Annotated in this window: 15 protein-coding genes and 3 pseudogenes; 13 read left to right on the top strand and 5 right to left on the bottom strand. The window is 45.2% G+C overall.

Annotated features, from left to right (window positions below; translation table 11 throughout):
• Positions 1-210: 210 nt before the first annotated feature.
• Entirely contained in the window at positions 211-1,179 is a 969-nt protein-coding gene (locus tag PTW35_RS23770) for a MoxR family ATPase (protein ID WP_281027746.1), read from the top strand.
• A 6-nt stretch (positions 1,180-1,185) separates the two neighbouring features.
• The gene (locus tag PTW35_RS23775) at positions 1,186-2,127 is read left to right on the top strand and encodes a DUF58 domain-containing protein (protein ID WP_281027747.1); all 942 of its coding nucleotides are present in this window, start codon (positions 1,186-1,188) and stop codon (positions 2,125-2,127) included.
• On the opposite strand, the gene PTW35_RS23780 is transcribed toward PTW35_RS23775, so the two are convergent.
• Positions 2,124-3,092 carry a LysR family transcriptional regulator gene (locus tag PTW35_RS23780; protein WP_281027748.1) on the bottom strand — a complete coding sequence of 323 codons (969 nt, stop codon included), beginning with the start codon at positions 3,090-3,092 and terminating at the stop codon, positions 2,124-2,126. The two genes, PTW35_RS23775 and PTW35_RS23780, sit on opposite strands and share 4 nt — an antisense overlap.
• A gap of 193 nt (positions 3,093-3,285) precedes the next feature.
• On the opposite strand from PTW35_RS23780, the gene PTW35_RS23785 reads away from it, so the two are divergent.
• From PTW35_RS23785 to PTW35_RS23800, 4 genes and pseudogenes are all read left to right on the top strand, one after another.
• On the top strand, positions 3,286-4,797 hold the full coding sequence (locus tag PTW35_RS23785; RefSeq protein WP_281027749.1) for a DUF1214 domain-containing protein: 1,512 nt from the start codon (positions 3,286-3,288) through the stop codon (positions 4,795-4,797).
• 168 nt (positions 4,798-4,965) lie between these two features.
• Positions 4,966-5,240: pseudogene (locus tag PTW35_RS23790) on the top strand (IS66 family insertion sequence element accessory protein TnpB).
• 329 nt (positions 5,241-5,569) lie between these two features.
• Positions 5,570-5,737, top strand: a pseudogene (locus PTW35_RS23795) (IS66 family transposase); the annotation flags it as partial.
• 584 nt (positions 5,738-6,321) lie between these two features.
• On the top strand, positions 6,322-6,633 hold the full coding sequence (locus PTW35_RS23800) for a hypothetical protein (protein ID WP_281027750.1): 312 nt from the start codon (positions 6,322-6,324) through the stop codon (positions 6,631-6,633).
• Positions 6,634-6,781: 148 nt separating this feature from the next.
• Here PTW35_RS23800 and PTW35_RS23805 read toward each other — a convergent pair whose 3' ends face one another.
• The gene (locus tag PTW35_RS23805) at positions 6,782-7,429 is read right to left on the bottom strand and encodes a methyltransferase domain-containing protein (protein ID WP_281027751.1); all 648 of its coding nucleotides are present in this window, start codon (positions 7,427-7,429) and stop codon (positions 6,782-6,784) included.
• A gap of 588 nt (positions 7,430-8,017) precedes the next feature.
• Between PTW35_RS23805 and PTW35_RS23810 the strand changes: the two are divergent.
• From PTW35_RS23810 to PTW35_RS23820, 3 genes and pseudogenes are all read left to right on the top strand, one after another.
• Positions 8,018-10,668: pseudogene (locus PTW35_RS23810) on the top strand (molybdopterin-dependent oxidoreductase).
• 144 nt (positions 10,669-10,812) lie between these two features.
• Positions 10,813-12,183, top strand: a complete 1,371-nt coding sequence (locus PTW35_RS23815) for an FAD-binding oxidoreductase (RefSeq protein ID WP_281027752.1) — start codon at positions 10,813-10,815, stop codon at positions 12,181-12,183.
• A gap of 171 nt (positions 12,184-12,354) precedes the next feature.
• Positions 12,355-12,522, top strand: a complete 168-nt coding sequence (locus PTW35_RS23820) for a hypothetical protein (RefSeq protein ID WP_281027753.1) — start codon at positions 12,355-12,357, stop codon at positions 12,520-12,522.
• 22 nt (positions 12,523-12,544) lie between these two features.
• Here the strand turns inward: PTW35_RS23820 and PTW35_RS23825 are convergent, their stop codons facing one another.
• Positions 12,545-13,027 carry a GNAT family N-acetyltransferase gene (locus PTW35_RS23825; RefSeq protein ID WP_281027754.1) on the bottom strand — a complete coding sequence of 161 codons (483 nt, stop codon included), beginning with the start codon at positions 13,025-13,027 and terminating at the stop codon, positions 12,545-12,547.
• A gap of 288 nt (positions 13,028-13,315) precedes the next feature.
• Between PTW35_RS23825 and ylqF the strand changes: the two genes are divergently transcribed.
• From ylqF to PTW35_RS23845, 4 genes are all read left to right on the top strand, one after another.
• On the top strand, positions 13,316-14,269 hold the full coding sequence (ylqF, locus tag PTW35_RS23830) for a ribosome biogenesis GTPase YlqF (protein WP_039463519.1): 954 nt from the start codon (positions 13,316-13,318) through the stop codon (positions 14,267-14,269).
• A 244-nt stretch (positions 14,270-14,513) separates the two neighbouring features.
• Entirely contained in the window at positions 14,514-14,900 is a 387-nt protein-coding gene (locus PTW35_RS23835) for a hypothetical protein (protein WP_044620863.1), read from the top strand.
• Between the two features lie 72 nt (positions 14,901-14,972).
• Entirely contained in the window at positions 14,973-17,075 is a 2,103-nt protein-coding gene (locus PTW35_RS23840) for a protein-disulfide reductase DsbD domain-containing protein (protein ID WP_281029133.1), read from the top strand.
• Positions 17,076-17,136: 61 nt separating this feature from the next.
• Positions 17,137-17,625: a protein disulfide oxidoreductase gene (locus PTW35_RS23845; protein ID WP_281027755.1), complete on the top strand. Its 489-nt coding sequence runs from the start codon at positions 17,137-17,139 to the stop codon at positions 17,623-17,625.
• Positions 17,626-17,714: 89 nt separating this feature from the next.
• On the opposite strand, the gene PTW35_RS23850 is transcribed toward PTW35_RS23845, so the two are convergent.
• The gene (locus PTW35_RS23850; RefSeq protein WP_281027756.1) at positions 17,715-18,233 is read right to left on the bottom strand and encodes a YbaK/EbsC family protein; all 519 of its coding nucleotides are present in this window, start codon (positions 18,231-18,233) and stop codon (positions 17,715-17,717) included.
• A 169-nt stretch (positions 18,234-18,402) separates the two neighbouring features.
• The gene (locus tag PTW35_RS23855) at positions 18,403-18,915 is read right to left on the bottom strand and encodes an NlpC/P60 family protein (RefSeq protein WP_281027757.1); all 513 of its coding nucleotides are present in this window, start codon (positions 18,913-18,915) and stop codon (positions 18,403-18,405) included.
• Between the last annotated feature and the right edge of the window lie 241 nt (positions 18,916-19,156).

Here is a 19,156-nt window from a genome sequence, read left to right on the forward strand (position 1 = left end):
TCGACCGTCACGAGTCTTATCATGCCGTTTTTCAAGTTCTTGCTTCTGCTATTGGGTTAGAGTCTTTTCATAGTGTGTAGCATGATCCTCATTATTGAAGAAATCAAGCATCATCATTGAACACGGATATAGAGTTGAATAATGATTTAAATCCTATTACGTAGTAGGTTCTAAAACTATTTCTCTATTTCATTCTTTGTGGACTAGTAAATGAACACAACTTTAGAGCAAGTGCTTGATTTAAAAAAACGCTTGATGGTCTCTGTAATTAACCAGATTCATATGGCCGACACACTTATTATCGCTTTATTAACAAACGGTAACGTATTGTTAGAAGGTTTACCTGGCACAGCAAAAACACGCTCAATAAAAGCCTTATCAAAGGCATTAAGTGTCCAATTAGGTCGTGTACAATTTACACCAGATCTGCTTCCCACTGATATTACTGGCACAGAGGTTTATCAAGAAGTAAACGGTAAAGCAACTCTAACATTTCAACCTGGCCCAGTATTTAATAACTTCCTACTTGCGGATGAAATAAACCGCTCTCCAGCAAAGGTACAAGCAGCATTACTTGAAGCGATGGAAGAAAGGCAAGTAACCGTGGCAGGTCAAACGCATCGTTTACCTGAATTATTTATGGTACTGGCAACTCAAAATCCTATTGAACAAGAAGGCACTTATCCATTACCAGAGGCACAGATGGATAGATTCTTAATGAAAATCTCACTAGATTATCCAGGATTAGATGCCGAAATTGACATTATCAAATTAATGCAAAAAGAAGATAGCAACTCTGTAGAAGTATCTGAGCCAATCAGTACGGATGTGATTTTTGATGCACGAGAGCAAGTAAAAAAAATCCATTGCAGTGATGCGATTATAAAGTATATCGCGAGCATTATTGTTGCGACCAGAAAACCGCAAGCATTCGAAGACTCAATGTTATCCACATGGATCGCGACTGGAGCGAGCCCAAGAGCTAGTATTGCGTTAGACAAATGTGCTCGAGCTTATGCCTGGTTAAATAACAAAGACTTTGTTGACCCACTTGATGTACAACATGTAGTACATGCTGTTCTAAGACACAGAATCGCCCTGAGCTATGATGCATTATCTGATGGAGTAAGCTCGGATCAGGTGATTGACGAAATCATTAAACATGTTGCCGTTGCATAAACGCTTATGAAAAATATCCCAAGTGATCTCTTTCCAAATATATACACAAACGTCGATTTACTAAAACGTTTAAAGTATAAAGCGACTGGCTTTTCATTTTTTCCTGAACAACCGGTCGATAGCGTGTTGACTGGAATAAATGCCTCTCGTTTAAGAGGTCGAGGCTTAAACTTTGAAGAAATGCGTCAATACCATATAGGCGATGATATTCGCACAATGGACTGGAAAGTGACTCTTCGCACAAAAAAACCTCATGTAAAAGTGTTCACCGAGGAACGTGAGCGCAATGTGATTTTGCTCGTAGACCAAAGGCTGTCCATGTTTTTTGGTAGCGAAAAGAAAATGAAATCCGTCATTGCTGCAGAGGCTGCATCACTAGCATCTTGGAAAGTAATCGAATCTACTGATAGACTTGGCGCCATCATTTTTAACGATGAAGAAACGGTTTATTTTAAACCTCAGCGAAGTAGTCAACAGGTGGTAAAAGTTCTTTCTGAACTAGTTAAAAAAAATCAGCAACTTAAGCAAGGAAGCACATCCGTATCACATTCTGAATCTATTAACAGAGCCTTTGAAAGGCTGTCTCGTGTAGTAAATCATGACACTTTGGTCATTCTTATATCAGACGGTCGCGGCTGGGATAATAAAACAACCGAATATATCAGAAAGCTGCGACAACACAGTGAGTTGATACTGTTTCATATAGTTGACCATTTGGAAAGAACCCCTCCCCCATTGGACCAGATGATTTTGAGTGATGGGCAACTCCAAGTGGAGCTCTCCACGCAAGAACCCGTCGTACTATCAAAATTTGCTGACGACATAGTTGCTCAATTGGATACACTTTCCACTATTTCCAAAAAATACAAGATACCTGTCTTGTCCTTTGACACATTACATGACACAGCAACGCAAGTGCGAAAGAAATTGTCAGGGCCGGGCGCTTAATCTTGACCCTGCACCACCCCAGAAATAATTTCTCCCACTTTACTAATTAACCATTGGTAAAGTGGGGACTGATGATTCTGTGTGTGATGAAAAGAACTTATGCAGAATTTGTCTATTGGCAGAGGTTTAATATTTCTCATTGATTTCAAAGTCAACTCTTGAGGTAATTGTCGTTTATTTGTCAACAATGTAATCATTACAAGGTTAGATTTGCTGACTAAATGATATAAACTCAGGTTACTCTCTGCTCGTAATCTCATATCAATCCCTAAACGTTGATACGTTTGTTGAAACAGCGCTTGATAACGATTTAGTTCTGGGATAATTAGTCCAGCGACTTGCTCACCGTTAAGGTCTTCGTTTCTAACCTCACTATCCGCCAGTCGATGATCTTTTCTAACAACTATAGCCAGCGGAATTGACACTATTCTGGTTTCTCGAAGGCTTTTATTGGTAGTAAAAAGGTCGCCAAACTGGTGTGAGGCACTTCCCCCATCTGGTACCAAATTAATACCAATTTGAATGTCCCCTTTTTCAATTTTTTCGCTTGTATTCTCATCCCAATTAGTTAGATTAAATCGAACTAATGGCAGTTCCTTGCTTAACTCTAATAATAACTCACCACCAATTTGCTCAAATAATGTTGGTGTAACTGCAATATTGATCTTCTCATTAGCTTTTTTAGGATCAAACTCTTCTGGCAAAAGACACAATGAGTATAAATCGTTTAGTTTAGCATCTAGCGTTTCACCAATGGCTATCGCTCTACTTGTTGGGACAAACTCATTGCTCACACGAACAAAAAGTGGGTCGTCTAACTCGTCCCTTAATCGACTTAAAGACTTACTGACTGCAGTACGTGTTATGCCCAGCTTCTTAGCCGTCGATTTAGCGTTTCTGGACTTATAAAGTTCGTTAAATACTTTTAGTAAATTTAAATTTACATCCGATTTAGCGCTTTTCATTATGGATTCTCTTTAACAGTCAACTGAAGCAACATTAGCCAATGATGACAAATTTTCACATTCGATTGTCCTTATAAATCATAACCGCTGCGGCTATATTTATCTAACAATTTATTACGTGAAATATTTAAAATTATCCGTCTATTAATAGATTACTAATCTCCCAACCCTCAAAACATTTTAAGGCATTAATATGAGTTTTTTTAACAAATTAGCATGTGCAGTAGCAGTTAGTGCTGTTGCATTCAGCGCTACAGCCGCGAATAATAACCACGATTGGGCCAGAGGTTCACATCAGGTTGACACATCGATTGGCAAGCTCGAGTACTACAATGGTTTCCCAACAGACGAAACCGCGCAAAAGCTATATGACGAGTTAGACTATCAACGCGCAGTACAAGCCTACATTGATACTGTTCCATTTGTAGCTTATCAAGGTTGGTATGAAGGTCTTGTCAAGATTGGTGCAGGTAAGGTAACCGACACCCCCGTCTTTACTAAAATGTTAGACGCTTCGACTTGTATTTTCACGGGTAATGAAACCACTATTTATGGAGCTAACGCCTTCTTCCTTAACGGGAAGCCAGTAGTGTTAGAAATTCCTGCTGGCATCATGGCTGGTTTAATCAATAATGCTTGGCAACAAGAATTAACACCTATCGGCTTAGTTGGTCCGAATCAAGGTAAAGGTGGTAAGTATCTGATATTGCCTCCGGGTTACGAAGGTGATATCCCTGAAGGCTATCAGGTTATTCAAAGTGATACCGACAAGATTGTATGGATGGCTCGTGGATTTGTTACACCAAACCAGACTGAAGAAGGTGCTCGTGATCTATTACGTAAGATTAATGGTTACGAACTTGCCAACGCAGGAAAAAATAACAAGCCAAATATTGTTGATTTAGGCGAGGGTGCAGACGATTGGTGCTACACAGAAACTAACGGTTACTTTGACCAGTTAGCTCGTGGTTGGGAAAAAGAGCCTGGTCGAGTTCAAGACAAGATGCTACAAGGTAAACTATACACTTTAGGTATCCCAGTAGGAGAAAAACGAGTAGCACCAGATGCTCGCCTACAAAAAATCTTAGACAAAGCTGAAGTAATGGGTCGTTCAATGGTTAATACCATAGCCTATGCGAGTAAAGATGAAGATATTACTAAATGGGAGGGTAGAAAGTACGAAAATGTCTTCCTAGGTAAAGATGCTACCGTTTGGGAAAATGATAAGTACATAGAGGTCGACCGCCGAGCACAGTATACTTATCAAGCCATTACCGCCTCTCATGCAATGGTTGCAGAATGGGTTGGCAAAGGTTCTAAATATTTTGCTGGTACCGTGGATAATGACGGCAAGCGATACGACGGAGCGAATACATATCGTGTACCTGTTCCAGCGAAAGTACCTGCAGGACGCTTTTGGAGTGTAACGTTATATGATTCAGCAACCCGCTCTATACTTAAAAATAAAACGGGTGTCGCTTCCATTGACTCATATGGTGACTTTGAAAGAAACAGTGATGGTTCAGTAGACATAATTCTTTCTCCAAATAAGCCAGAAGGTATGGAGAAAAACTGGATTCAAACTAATGAGGGCGCAGGCTATTTCTTCTACTTCCGTGTTTACTCACCTGAAAAAGAGTACTACACATCATTCATTATGGACGATGTAGAGCATGTGAAAGATGGTGAAGTAAGTCTTCGATAACACCTAGACGATTGACCAGTTAGTTCGAAGCCCCTAAGTATATTAGTTCGGGGGCTTTTTTATTGTCAGGTAAGACCCCACTACAATCGTGAGCGCCCCATAAACCCCGCATTCTATTAAGCTATCTCGAGACTTATGATTTGGTTTTCACTTATAGAAGACAAAATCATGGCCCACCAGCGACGTAGCGACCAGGAATGGTTGGCGATCTTTCGGCAATTTGAAAACAGCTCTCTGACCCAGAGGGAATTTTGCCGCCGGCATGACATCATCACCTAACGTTCTTTGCGAAACGGCGCCTGTTGGAATGCGACGGTGGCAACCAGCAAGGTGGCTTTATCCGCGCAGAAGTGGTTGAACAGACCACCCATTACCAAGTCGCCAAGCCTATTGCATCCAACATGACACTCAGCGTCAATGATATTGAACTGAGTACTCCCTAAGGAACACCGGTTTCGTATGTCGCTGAGCTTATTGGTGCCTTGTCATCATGAAAGGCTTATAGTGCACCCTCCGGCTATTTACCTCTACCGGGAGTTCGTTGACTTCAGGAAGTCAATCAACGGCCTGGCGGCACTGGTTGAGCCCAGACTGACTTACCCCTGAGCTCTAGCGCTCTATTCCTGTTCACCAACAAGCAGCGTGACAAAATAAAGGGGCTTTATTGAGATACCACAGGCTTCGCCCTGTGGTATAAGCGCCTGGAAAAAGCCAAGTTCAAATAGTCTGATATGTCAGGAGGTTGGGCAACCATTTTGATATAATAGTGGCTATGAAAATGACGCCTGAAATTAACCCTGACAGCCAAGATGTTGCTGCCCTCCAAGTGATGGTAAGGCAGCTTATGGCTGAACAACAAGTCAAAGAACAGCAATGGTAGCAAGAGCGACAAATACTTTTTGAGCAGTTCAAGCTTGCCATCGACCGCCAGTTCGCCAAACCTCCACTTTCACAAAATTATCATTAAATGGTTGTTTTTCTCAATATCAGTATATGGTTGCATTTCATATAACCAACTGATTATATGAAAATTGTGATTATCACTTTATGATTGTTTCAACAGCAACTGTTCTAAAGGCCACTATCAAGTGGCCTTTTTCATAGAAAAAGTTAGTGTATCACGCATATACTATTCAATCAGACTTGAGTAATACTGTAGCCACGTAACTTCAAACTACTCCCATAACACTACTGCTACAATGGCAACAGCTATTAAGAAAAACCAAAACATGTATCTTGAAAAACCTATCTTCTTCTTAGTATCACAACAGCCCATAAATCACCATGAATGATAATCAATCTCATTGCTGTAAATGTTATTAACATTCACCCTGTGTGTAAAGATTTTTATTCATCGACAGCAATATCATTAATTCCATCCTAATACTCTTACATAAAGAATATGATTACAGAATTGTCATTATTACGTCAGAGTTATGTCAGTGCCCTGCAATCATAATTAGCAATGTAAGCTAAGAACAAGGGCATATACGCCAAAACAACAAATAAAAAAGGATACGGAATATGGCAACTATCAAAACTGTTATTGCTTCAGGTTTACTGCTTTTATCAGGGACTGCACTAGCCGATATAAAAATTGCGGACACTCATTCCGGAGCATGGATATCAGTCTCGCATGATGGCTCCCCAATTAAAGGGGCAGAAGTAACTGTAAAAAATGTTCCCCAGCAAAAGTCTACTTTTTCTACCAATGAAAACGGGCGTGTATTTATTCCTCTAACACTTGAAAATTCTCGTTCAATAAAATATGAGGTCATCAAACCAGGTACAAATACGACTGAAACCCGAATAGCATTCCACTCAAGTAACAAATAATTAAAATTACCTCAAGACTGTTCTAATGCAGTCTTGAGTTTTTTATTCTCCATGTATTACGATGAATGCACCATGATACATTTGTATCAAACAGGTTAAACTATATTCATAGAGAGACAAATCTTCCGCTTTGATGTATAGCTAATAATTACTTACCGGTCGTTCCCGTTAGTATATAAATCATTCCACCATAATGGGTTTCAAATGCTATTTCCTTAAAATAGTGTTCAACAGAATCCCATGGGCGCACACTGAAATACTCAGGTGTGTAGCCATACTGACCACCAAGTTTCAATACAATTTTGAATAGCCATAAAGGCAGATTTTCTGGCTGTTTTCCGTCAAGGATCGATAGATGCCCATCAGGCGTAAGCGCCTCAGACACGGCTTTTATCACCTGGTCATATTCAGGAACATAACCCAGTACACCAGTAACAAGCACCGCATTTAATGGTTGAGGCAACTCATATGATGCAATATCTGACTGAATCAGTTCTACATTCCGCCAGCCATTTTGATCGACCCTTTTTCTTGCAATATCCAGCATGCCAGGGGTTAGATCAACACCTATCAGACGCCCTTCTATCCCAATTTTCTCAAGCAGCAAAGAAAAGTTTAAACCTGTTCCGCAGCCGAGCTCGACAACGACATCACCTCGCTTCAGTGACAACCGTTCAATAGCTATCGCACGATAGGTATTCATTCTTAGTCCAATCAGCCGGAAAAGAAGCGTTGTAAAGTCATAGCTCTTTGCTCCGGCTTGATATAAGTTCTGAACATGTTGCCTTGATAGCATTGCTCTTTCCTTTGGTTATGCTGCCAGCGCTGCAGCTTTATTTCAGTTTAGTCCCGCCCTTTACAAACAGGAAGCGGAGAAACGGCCACTCAAAAGATTGGAAGCTTAATAATAGCTCGTAGCCCTATTGGTGTGTGTTTTTGAAGAATTAATTGGCCGCCGTAGGATTGAGCGATCGATTGAGTTATAGATAAACTAGGGCCATTATATCCATGATACTTTTGTAGATAGTCATCATTGGCTTAATCATATGGGCAGCTATTTCCTACAGAAGGAGTGAACCATTACACAGAGAATCGCCTCTTGACATAGCCCCAAAAAGATATGCCAGGGGAGAAATATCATTAGATGAGTTCAATGAAATTAACCGCAACCTTGGAATATAAGTAACTGCTTGTGGGATGTAACAAGCAACTACTTTCACACTAAGAGCCTCCTATGCCACTTCGTATGTTTTAATAGCTATCAAAACAATCTTATGCCTCCAATAAGAATTATTTGAAATGCATTATTTGGTTTTATACTATCAGCTTTCTTATCAAATAATGATCTCCTTACTACAGTGTCAGTAAGGTACCGGGTAATATCATGGCTATTTCACGTCGCGCATTCCTCAAAGCCTCCATTGCAACCGCTGTTGCTGCAACAGGCGGACTTACCGTTTTTCATGCATCTACTCGCTTTGACGAGGCTGGTACAATTATCATTCCCCACGCCAGTCATTGGGGGCCATTTAATGCCATTGTAAAAGACGGTATTCTCATCGGCGTTCAACCTCTGAAAGATCTCGACGCCATGCCTACCGAAATGCTGACCGAGGGCATTATCAGCCGAGTCTACGACAAAACCCGAGTAAAATACCCCATGGTACGGCAATCCTATTTAGCTGACCCTAAGGGTGATACGAAGCCTCACTTACGCGGTAAAGAGCCCTTCGTACGAGTGAGCTGGGAAACGGCTTTGGCCTTGGTCGCCGATGCTATTCAGACCACAGCCCAAACTCATGGCAATCAGGCACTGTTTAGTAGCTCTTATGGTGGTTGGTCGCATGCCGGATTGATGCGACCACAAGTGCTACAAGGCCGCTTCTTTAATTTGATAGGCGGACAGAGTACTACCACCGGCGACTATTCCGGTGGCGCATCCCAAGTCATCTTGCCGCACGTTATTGGTGATATGGAAGTCTACTCTCCGCAGACCGCCTGGCCGGTGATCGAAAAGCACACCGAAGTGTTCGTCCTGATCGGTTGTGACCCGTGGAAAAACAACCGTATTGAGTTTCGCGTCGCTGACCACCAAATGTATCCACATTGGAAGCGTTTCGCGGATAACGGCATGCAATTCATCTCCATCAACCCCCAGCGCACTCGCACCGATGACGAATTAGATGCCGAGTGGGTGAAGATCATTCCAAACACTGACACCGCGCTTTTCCTTGCCATGGCTTACCATGCCTACAACCAAAATCTGCATGATGCCGACTACCTCGACCGCTACACTGTCGGTGCCGATAAGTTTATTGAGCACTTACTTGGCACACAGGATGGCACCGTAAAATCCCCTCAATGGGCTGCAAATATTACAGGTATTCCCGCTGAGAAAATTATCGAGATGGCCGAGCTATTTACCCGCAAGAAAACCCAATTTGCTGCAGGCTGGTCGCTGCAACGTGCCGATCATGGTGAAATGACCCACTGGGCCATTATCAACTTTGCAGCTATGCTGGGTAAAATCGGTAAACCAGGTGAAGGCGTCGGGTTCAGTTGGCACTACGGCAATGGCGGGATGCCTCAATCCGGCGCAACCATGCCTGTCGGCTTGTCGCAAGGCAAAAACCCTATCAGTGCTAACTGCCCAGCATCACGCATCTCAGAGATGCTGAATAATCCAGGGACAACGTTTTCCCGCGACGGGATCGAGTACACCTATCCGGACGTAAAACTGGTTTATAATGCGGGGAATAACCTTCTTTCCCACCAGCAAAACACCAATGAGCTCATTGCTGCGCTCAATAAACAGGTGGAAACCTTCATCTGCCAAGATCCTTGGTGGTGTGCCTCATCGCGGTTTGCCGACATCGTACTGCCTGCCACCAGTACCTTAGAGCGGGACGATTTGTCATCTGGCGGTACTTATAGCAACGACAAAATTTCGCCATGCGCCAGGTTATTCAGCCTTACGGCGAAAGCTTGGATGATTTTGAGATCTTCCGTCGGTTGTCAGAAATATTCGGTGTCGAAGAACAATTCACCGAGGGCCTGAGCTACCCTGAAATATTGCAACGCGCTTATCATGCCTCTTCTGCTACATTGCCGTTCGATGAGTTTTGGCAACAGGGCCATACCAGAGTAATCACACCGGAAAGTGCCAATACCTGGGTACGTCATGGTGACTTCTACCGCGATCCAGAACAGTTCCCATTGCATACGACTTCAGGAAAAATTGAGCTGTACTGCCAGGATATCGCCAACTTTGCCGTTCAAGACTGCCCCCCAATGCCAACTTTCTTAGCACCGTTTGAGTACCTTGGGAATGCAAAGCCAAACCAAGTCCATGTTGTCAGCCCCCACCCTTACATGCGAGTGCATTCGCAAATGGCCAATGCCGACACAAGGAAATATGAAGATGTACAAGGAAGACAATATGTTCTCATCAACAAGCAGGATGCAGAGCGGCGCGGGATCCGTAACGGGCACTTGGTTGAGATATTTAACGAGAGAGGCCGGATCATAGCAGGCGCTAAAGTCTCTGATAGCATCATGCCTGGCGTGATCAGTTTGGAAGAAGGTGCTTGGCTTCAATTTGATAGCCAAGGACGTTGCAACAGCGGTGCGATCAATGTGATCACATCTAGCCAGGCCTGTAGCGGACTGAGCCAAGCGAATAGTGCCAATACCTGCCTTGCCTTTATTCAGCGCTGCCGTGATCCAGAATCCGACAACTTGGCCTTTGAACCGCCACAGATATTGGCTGACGAGAGAGCGACGCCTGTATCATCAACGAACATAACCCTGGCAGCAGACCAAGCCATAAAGCAGGTCGAACAAAGCCCAGGCGAAACCCTATTTTATCAGCGTTGTACGTTATGCCATTCAGCTAAAGACCCGCGTCAGTACACCAAAGCCCAGTGGCACGGAATAACCAAAAGCATGTTTCCAAGTGCAGGCCTAAGCCCAGCCGAGCGAGAAGCAGTGATGAGCTTCCTGGAAGCCAACGCAAAAGATTCTCCATCAAAATAGCTGCACATTGAGAACCTGCAACACATGCCTCGGCCATACTTTCGTATGGCCTGTTTCATTCTTTTTGAACTGGAAAAATACCCTCGCCCGTCTACAGTAATGTCTAATACCACCACTTATGGCAATGCCATATAAGCTGACATTATGAGTTCCCACCAAGCCAACCTCACCAGTCAAATTCAGGGAAGAGTGATCGTACCCGGCGACGCTGAATATGATGAAGCCCGTCAAATATGGAATGCGATGATAGATAAACGTCCTGCGGTTATTGTTAAATGCACCAATACATCAGATGTACTCGCCGCATTAAATTATGCCAAAGCCCAAAAGCTAGAAATTACCATCAGAGGCGCAGGCCACAACATCGCTGGTAACGCCATTTGTGATGACGGATTAATGATTGACCTTTCAGACATGAAAAAAGTAACGGTTGATCCCGGAGCCAAGCGCGCCCTCGTCCAGCCAGGGGCGACGTTAGCAGACATCGATGCCGCTACACAGCAACATGGATTGGCAACGCCCGTAGGCATTAACTCGACTACGGGTATATCTGGACTAACACTGGGCGGTGGTTTTGGCTGGCTCACCCGCAAATTTGGCATGACAATCGACAACTTAGTCTCTGCCCAAGTTGTTACCGCCGATGGCCGCCAACTCACTGCCTCTTCAACTGAAAACAGTGAGTTGTTTTGGGCTATCCGTGGTGGGGGCGGTAACTTTGGCATTGTGACCGAGTTCGAATTCCAGCTTCACTCTGTGGGCCCTGAGATACTCGCAGGTTTGATTGTCTACCCATTCGATCAAGCTAAGCAGGTTTTGGAGCAATATCGAACCTTCACTCAAACCGCCCCAGAAGATCTCAATGTATGGGTTGTTATGCGCCAGGCTCCCCCATTACCGTTCTTACCGGAGGAGGTGCATGGCAAAGAAGTGATCGTCCTTGCAATATTTTACACCGGTGATTTGCAGCAGGGAGAAACCTTGATCGAGCCATTGCGCCAGTTCGGTACCCCACACGGTGAACACATCGGCGCCCAACCTTATACTGCGTGGCAGCAAGCCTTTGATCCATTACTAACCGAAGGTATGCGTAACTATTGGAAATCCCACAATTTCACTGAGCTGCATGACGATGCTCTTGATCTGTTACTCCACTATGCCGGTTACCTCCCCTCCCCGCATTGTGAAATCTTCATTGGTCAGTTAGCAGGTTCGGCCAATACTGTCGCCTCTGATGCCATGGCTTACAGTAGCCGTGACGCGAAGTTTGTCCTCAACGTCCATGCCCGCTGGGAAACCCCGGCTGAAGATGAAAACGCAATTAACTGGGCAAGGGACTTCTTCAAAGCCACGACCCCCTTTGCCTCGGCGGGTGCCTATGTCAACTTCATGACTGCCGAAGAAGGCGGACGGGTAACCGCCGCATATGACAGTAATTATCAACGTCTGGTGGAAATTAAACGCCAGTATGATCCTGATAACTTATTCCACCACAATCAAAACATTAAGCCATAGATTATTAACTAAAAGACGACCGCTCCGAAGTCTATCTCCACCCAATAAGGGCTGATCCGACTAATCAGCCCTTTTGCCTCGACCCAGATCAAACTTCTGCAACTTAACCCCTGAGCACTTCGATGCAATGACTACACTTATAGTGAAATCATCATTGGAGGGGGAAGCTATATGGACTTCACACAAAAGATGAGACTAAGAGGCAAAGCAGAAGAAGATCTTTATTTCGCCCAGCAAGATCAAGCTTTGATTGAAGCACTGCATGACATGCAGGAAAGCGGTGAGATTGAAAATTGGCACAAGTCGGCAAAAAAAGAGAGCAAATCAGAGTCGCAATAACTTTCAGTCAACCTCTAGTGACTTAGATTACCTTGCTCATATATAACGCCGTCCATATTTCCCCATTCGCGGCGTGAAAGCCGGATCTCCGCTTGTCGGTCACAAAACCCAGTGACTCATAGCAGCGTCGAGCATGGTGATTGTGCTCGAATACTGTCAGCTTAGCTCGCTCTGCATGAAATTGTTTACGTGCATGTTCTATCGCCAGTTCCACCATTTTCTGGCCATACCCCATACCACGAATAGCAGCCTCGCCAATGAGTACCCGACACAGTCGGTATGTCGTCTCGGATTCACGAAACAGCTCAATGTAACCCACTCGTTGATTACCATGGCACAACATCAGGGCAGTTACCTCTTCAGTTTGAAGATGCGCAGCTAACTGCTTGGTATCGAGAGGATAATTAAAACGGTCTCCACTCCATAAATGGTTGAACTCCGCCGAAGGAACCCAGTCAATCAGCACGTCTATATCGTCCTCGGTAAAAGCCACTAATTTCAACATACCGTCCCTCCTTGGTTAAAAATCCGTCTACTTCTTTCTAGCATGTTTTGATGAGGCAAAGAAGCAACTGAAAGGACTAAGCTGCAATCAAACACCGAAAACATTTATGTATCCTGCCAGTTACGTTAAACTTCACCACAACTGACAATCATGAGTCTTGCAAAGATCCACAAACCGCTCGCTACCTTGAACGGCTAGTGGTGATCGTTTGAAGACTGATTTCGGGCCAATGTAAGTGCAGCGCGACTGCATCAAAAGTGGTACCGAACAATTAAGAGTTAACAATCAATGAGCAACACAATCCAGTGGTTCCCGGGCCACATGCACAAGGCCCGCAAAGAGATCGAAGAAGTCCTACCGAAGGTGGATGTGATCATCGAGGTACTTGATGCCCGCATTCCGTTCAGTAGCGAGAACCCACTGATCAAAACCTTTCGCGAGAAAACCAACAAGCCGGTTGTTAAGGTTCTAAACAAACGCGACCTTGCTGATCCAGAAATGACCCAGATGTGGATTGAGCACCTTGAAAAAGAGCAAGGTGTGAAGGCACTGGCGATCACCACTGAGAATGTGAACGAAGTTAATAAGATCATGGATCTTTGCCGCAAACTGGCGCCTAACCGTGAAGAAATGGGCAAGAACATTCGTACCATGATCATGGGTATCCCGAATGTCGGTAAATCTACCATCATCAATACCCTTGCCGGACGTACTGTTGCGATCACCGGGAACCAACCAGCGGTTACCCGCCAACAGCAGCGCATCAACTTGCAAAATGGTATTGTCCTTTCTGATACTCCGGGGATCCTTTGGCCGAAAGTGGAAAACCCACACAGTGGTTTCCGCCTAGCGGCTACCGGTGCTGTTAAAGACACCGCCATGGACTACATCGATGTAGCCTTCTTTACCATCGAGTACCTGATCAAGGCCTACCCTAACCTCATCAAGGCCCGTTACGACCTAGATGAAGATGAAGTACCAGAAACCGAAATCGAGCTGATGGAAGCCATTGGCCGCAAACGTGGCTGCCTGAAGGCCGGTGGCCGTGTTGACCTTCACAAAGCTTCTGAAATTCTGATCAACGAGCTGCGTAACGGCACGCTGGGGCAAATCACCATGGAACGCCCAGAAATGATCACTCAGGAACTGATCGACGTCGCAATCGAAGCTGAACAAAAAGCTGAACAGAAAGCGAAAAAGAAAGAAGAACGCCGCAAACGCTACCTGAAAAACAAGCGATAATTGCGATAATAGGCAAAGCCCTCATATGCTAAATGGTATATGAGGGCTTTTTTGTGCCCAACTCATTCGCACTCACAGTCATCTCGCACATCAGTTGCGGTACAGAGCGAAAAAATAGAGAATACCGCCAAGCAAGCTTACGGTGAAACTTTTCCCACCTCTCACGGTCTGAATGACATTGTAAGCCGCTTCTTTGTAACTAGGCAAAGAATCACCATAAATCAATTTCTTACTGAGAGTTTCAATGCGCAAAACGGTAAACCAAAGCCAAACAGCCAAATTTACCTTGCTGTTAGTGTTGGTCGTCATTTTTGTCTGTTCCGGGCAAAATTTCGGCTATGCCGCCACGTGTGAATTGAGAGCCTCTTCCTCTGATGTCATCGACCAAGCGACTTTTTCTGACTCAGTAACAACAAAAACGGGTGCTTCTACGGTCTCAGACCAATGCTCAATGGCCGATCATTTGCTGCAAATGCACAAGCATTCCATTGAGCATGCCATTGTCAGTTTATTCATTTTTGTTCTGGCTGTGCTGAGCTATGCCGCAATAACCAAAGCAATACTGGTATTCACCGAACCGATCCCTCCCACACGGCGGCGTCACCTGACGCTGTGTGTGTTCCGAGAATAAATCAAGGCACACCACTCTCGAACCATACTTGAGACCGCTTTCGCTATTCTTGGAGTTATTACATTGAAAAATATGATTATTAAACGATTTTCCATTCTCACTGCCTTCGTGATGCTGCTGGGCAGCCTTTTTTCGTTATCGGCTTCGGCTGTTGAATACTCAACCGGCTGGCTACAAAACCCAAATCATCCACCTGTCGAGTTGCGCTACATGCTGACAGGGCAACAAAATCCGGAAAATAAAACCGTCGAAGCCCTGTTGGAAGTAAAACTCGATACTGATTGGAAAACCTACTGGCGCAGCCCTGGTGAAGGTGGCGTCGCCCCCTCTATTGATTGGTCACTATCGAATAACCTCGATAATGTGGACTGGCATTGGCCAATGCCTAAACGCTATGAGTTTTTGGGTGTCGAGACTCTAGGTTACAAAGATACCATCATCTTCCCGATGACCATTCACGTCCAAGATATGTCTAAGCCGGTTTTCCTGTCCGGTATCTTGACCATGTCTTCCTGTACCAACATTTGTGTACTGACCGATTACGAAATCACGCTCGACTTCAATCCCGCCAACCTGACGGCATCAGAACAGGCGATGCACCTGTACAATCAGGGAATGAGCCGTGTACCAACCGAGCAGCCAAGTGTCGAAATCAAGGCTCTCTCTTGGAATAAAGAAAACAAAACGATGTCAGTGATTGCCACTAACACACTGGGATGGACCCAGCCTGATGTGTTCATCGACGGCGAATCGCAAAATGTCCAGGATGCCTCGTTCCTTAAACCGACCATTCACGTAAACGGTGACACCCTCACTGCGCAAATGAAAGTGAGCAGCTGGTTCGGGGAACCCAAATTGCTGGGTGAAGCACTCAATGTCGCTATCAGTGATACAGACTTCTCGGTAGAAACCCAGGGCATTGCCACTGATACCCCAGTCATTCTGCCCACAAGTGACAGCAACCTCATCGAAATTATCGGTATCGCCTTACTCGGTGGTTTAATCCTCAACATCATGCCTTGCGTACTGCCGGTATTGGGGATGAAACTGAGCAGTGTCATTGCCGCTGAAGGGCTTGAACAGCGCCAAATCCGTATGCAGTTCCTATCTTCTGCAGCCGGCATCATCACATCATTCTGGCTATTGGCTGGTTTCCTCATCACCCTGAAACTATCGGGGCAGGCACTAGGCTGGGGAGTGCAATTCCAGAGTCCATACTTTATCGCTGCCATGGTGATTATCACCGCGCTGTTTGCCGCCAATATGCTTGGCCTATTCGAAATCCGCCTATCGAGCAAAACGAATACCTGGATGGCCACCAAAGGCGATGACTCTTATGCCGGACACTTTGTTCAGGGTATGTTCGCGACCTTACTGGCAACACCATGCAGTGCACCTTTCCTCGGTACAGCTGTGGCCTTTGCATTGGGTGCTGATATCATCACTCTCATTGCCATCTTCACAGCCCTTGCTGTCGGTATGGCAGCTCCTTGGCTAGTAATCGCTCTATTCCCTCGCCTAGCGAAACTGTTGCCGAAGCCGGGCATGTGGATGGATAAGGTCAAAAGCCTCTTCGGCTTGATGATGCTTGCAACCAGTTTGTGGCTATTGAGCTTGATGACAAGCTTCCTATCAACAGCGTCCGTCGTTCTTGTCGGTGTATTGCTCGTCGTTGTCTTACTGTGGCGTCTGGGCAAGGTTAAAGGTCGCAAGCCTGTTATTCTGGCCATGGCATTTATCATCGTCGGGTCAGGCGGCGGGCTTATCGCAGGCAGCATGACGGCCGAACACTGGTCGACACCGCTTCCCAAAGATCATGCCTGGCAGCCGCTTGATATTAATGCAATCCAACAGCAGGTTAACCAAGGAAAAACCGTCTTCGTTGATGTCACCGCTGATTGGTGTATCACCTGCAAGGTCAACAAAATGAGCGTTCTGCTTCAAGACCCTGTTTATTCGGCATTAGATAATGAACATATTGTATTGATGAAAGGTGATTGGACCCGACCGTCTGATTACGTAACAGGCTACCTGCGCTCTAATGGCCGCTTTGGTGTACCGTTCAATATCGTATACGGACCTAATGCACCGACGGGGATCCCTCTTCCGGTTATTCTGACCAGCAGCGATGTCATCAGCGCGATTGAAGCAGCGAGTGGTAAAGGAGTGGAGTAATGGGCTCAGATTGTTCTCCCGAGCCAAAACAGCCCGTACCCAAACAGCAAGGCCGTCGAAAATGAAGCGCTTAGTGAAAGAAGCTGTTTTCATGCTGCTGGTATTACTCGCAGTCACAACCGGGCTTGATATATGGCGAAGCCGAAGCATGCCACAAGGAGACATCCCACACCTTGTCGCAGAATCGACAACCGGCGAGCAGATCGATCTGATTACCCGTAGCCATGAAAAACCCGTGATGGTCTATTTCTGGGGGACGTGGTGCAGTGTGTGCCGCTTTGTTAGCCCAACCATTAACTGGTTAGATAGCGATTATGACGTTATCTCTATCGCGGTTAATTCAGGTGACAACCGACGGCTCAATGGCTACCTTGACCATCATGGTTATGGCTTTACCACCATCAACGATGATCGAGGCGCTCTGATGCGAGAATGGGGAGTTTCCGCTGTGCCTACCATTTTCATCATCCAAAGTGGCAAGGTCTCGTCGGTAACGACGGGCTTTAGCACTCCTCCTGGATTATGGCTAAAAATGCGAATGGCTATCTAATTTGATGAAAACCATATAATAATCAGCCCAGTTTAATACTGGGCTGAATTCTATGCTGTTAACCTAGCACTCCGGTAATGGCATGCACTCTACTCCCATTCCCAATGCCTACCTTCATGGCCATCAGAAAACATCATCCGGTAACCACTGATATTTTTGTGCGGGATATCGTGCATGATTTTGTGGAACTGTTTACTGTCAACATGAATTAGATTTTCATGATCACCCGACTCTATAAACAGCTCATCTTGTTCGAACAACATGTCATCTACCAGCATATCAACCTGGTAGGCCTGTCCGATAGACGGAACCGCACCGGGTTCACAATCTTGGAAGATATCTGATAGTTCATGCTCGCCGACAAGGAAGTACTGTTTACCCATCATGCGGCTGATCTTGTCTATCATTACGCGGCGGTTTGAAGGTACGACAGCCATCAAAAACTCACCGTTTTGATCTTTTAGCATTACCGCCTTTGCAACCTGCGATGTCGGTACATGGGCCGAGATGGCCGAGCTAAATGACGTATCGGTATGTTTATGTCGAGTCAGACTGAAATCGACATTGTGGCTGTTAAGAAATTGCCCTACTGTCAGTGCCATAGCCATAGGATCACCTCCTGAACAATCACCAAGCCACTTTCACTGGTAGAAAACGGGCCTGATGGAAACTGGGCCTACAGCCTCAGTATGGAAGGGGATAGCCGATTTCGCTAACAAATTTCAGCACAACAAACGTAAACATTAACCCACATCAAAACAGTTAAGCGTGCTGCTGTTAAATAACACGCCTCGCTTGCCAGTAGGTGCTCCGCCAATAAGGATTCTTCAAGTTAGAAATCATAACCCCTTGCGAAGTGGATGCATGAAGAAAGCGAGACTCACCAAGATAGATCCCGACATGGCGCAAGGTACGGCCTGTTTTGAAGAAAACAAGATCACCCTCCTGCAGTTCGGTGATTGCCACCCACTTTCCTTGCCTGACTTGCTCTCCAGTCGTTCGTGGGAGCTTCTGCTGGAAAACTTCAGCAAGCCCAACCTGAACAAAAGCCGAGCAATCAATGCCCGCCTTGGTCGTCCCTCCCAAGCGGTAAGGGGTCCCCCGCCATTGTCGATAGACATTATCAAGAGAGGGAGATTGATGAATCGGTACATTCATCTCGACAAATTCATAGCGAGGAGTATGGGTGTGTAAATCGTCTGAAGAGTCATCACTTGCCGCTTTATCAGGTGAGGATGAGCATCCTGAAAGCCAAATTGTCACAGCCAGTGATAGTAACAGTCTCTTCACTGCGATAGACCCCTTTGATGCGCCAGATTGTCCTGACTATGAGTATTTTGTGGTAGTAATTTATTAGATTAGCTAATTGATGAGGTTTCGAAAACATAATTCTGCGTACAGCGGAAGGAATTGACATAACTGATGGGAAAGCCAGCAAAGCTGCTGGGAAATTGGGCTGGAAAGAAAAAAAAGGCTGACAATTGTCAGCCAAGAAAACTCCACACAACAGAAGAGATAGATTGCATAGCCC

Source organism: Photobacterium sp. DA100, assembly GCF_029223585.1.
Classification (GTDB): Bacteria; Pseudomonadota; Gammaproteobacteria; order Enterobacterales; family Vibrionaceae; genus Photobacterium.

Bases quoted from the DNA above. Each gene is read 5' to 3' on its own strand.
- PTW35_RS23770 (WP_281027746.1), top strand. From the start codon at position 211: ATGAACACAACTTTAGAGCAAGTGCTTGATTTAAAAAAACGCTTGATG.
- PTW35_RS23775 (WP_281027747.1), top strand. From the start codon at position 1,186: ATGAAAAATATCCCAAGTGATCTCTTTCCAAATATATACACAAACGTC.
- PTW35_RS23780 (WP_281027748.1), bottom strand. From the start codon at position 3,092: ATGAAAAGCGCTAAATCGGATGTAAATTTAAATTTACTAAAAGTATTT.
- PTW35_RS23785 (WP_281027749.1), top strand. From the start codon at position 3,286: ATGAGTTTTTTTAACAAATTAGCATGTGCAGTAGCAGTTAGTGCTGTT.
- PTW35_RS23800 (WP_281027750.1), top strand. From the start codon at position 6,322: ATGGCAACTATCAAAACTGTTATTGCTTCAGGTTTACTGCTTTTATCA.
- PTW35_RS23805 (WP_281027751.1), bottom strand. From the start codon at position 7,429: ATGCTATCAAGGCAACATGTTCAGAACTTATATCAAGCCGGAGCAAAG.
- PTW35_RS23815 (WP_281027752.1), top strand. From the start codon at position 10,813: ATGAGTTCCCACCAAGCCAACCTCACCAGTCAAATTCAGGGAAGAGTG.
- PTW35_RS23820 (WP_281027753.1), top strand. From the start codon at position 12,355: ATGGACTTCACACAAAAGATGAGACTAAGAGGCAAAGCAGAAGAAGAT.
- PTW35_RS23825 (WP_281027754.1), bottom strand. From the start codon at position 13,027: ATGTTGAAATTAGTGGCTTTTACCGAGGACGATATAGACGTGCTGATT.
- ylqF (WP_039463519.1), top strand. From the start codon at position 13,316: ATGAGCAACACAATCCAGTGGTTCCCGGGCCACATGCACAAGGCCCGC.
- PTW35_RS23835 (WP_044620863.1), top strand. From the start codon at position 14,514: ATGCGCAAAACGGTAAACCAAAGCCAAACAGCCAAATTTACCTTGCTG.
- PTW35_RS23840 (WP_281029133.1), top strand. From the start codon at position 14,973: ATGATTATTAAACGATTTTCCATTCTCACTGCCTTCGTGATGCTGCTG.
- PTW35_RS23845 (WP_281027755.1), top strand. From the start codon at position 17,137: ATGAAGCGCTTAGTGAAAGAAGCTGTTTTCATGCTGCTGGTATTACTC.
- PTW35_RS23850 (WP_281027756.1), bottom strand. From the start codon at position 18,233: ATGGCTATGGCACTGACAGTAGGGCAATTTCTTAACAGCCACAATGTC.